Origin of the sequence: Streptomyces millisiae, from assembly GCF_031845425.1 — a bacterium.
Classification (GTDB): domain Bacteria; phylum Actinomycetota; class Actinomycetes; order Streptomycetales; family Streptomycetaceae; genus Streptomyces; species Streptomyces millisiae.
On sequence record NZ_JAVREM010000353.1, the window covers coordinates 1 to 431 of the forward strand.

Sequence of the window (431 nt, forward strand, 5' to 3'; positions counted from 1 at the left end):
GGTGTCGACTTCGCCACGCCCGCAATCGAACTGGATGCGCTGGTGACCCCGCGCTCGGAATTGCCGCCGCTGTTGAACGTGCCGCTGGCCGAGATCATCGACTTTCTGGTCGAGACCGGTGAACGGCTGCGGCTCGATGGCAATCCGCACATGCAGCGCTGCCTGGATCTGGTGGCCGAGACCAATCCGCTGCCACGCCGAGTGGTGGAAAACCTCTACCGCGCCGCACCGGCCCTGCTGAACCGGGACAGCCTGTGGGCCCAAGTCGAATCCAACTTCGCCGATCCGGCCGTGCTCGACGGCTGGGTGAGCCGTACCGACGCGGCCGGGAACACCGGCGCGGTGCGGGCCTTCCCGCCCCGCGTGGTGCACATGCTGGCCGGTAACGCCCCGTCCGGCTGCGTCGCGTCGATTGCCCAGAGCGCGTTGGT

1 protein-coding gene is annotated in these 431 nt (G+C 68.4%); it reads left to right on the forward strand.

What is annotated here, in order from left to right:
- Positions 1-431 (forward strand): acyl-CoA reductase (locus RNC47_RS37050; protein WP_311605265.1); only part of this gene is annotated, 431 nt, incomplete at both ends.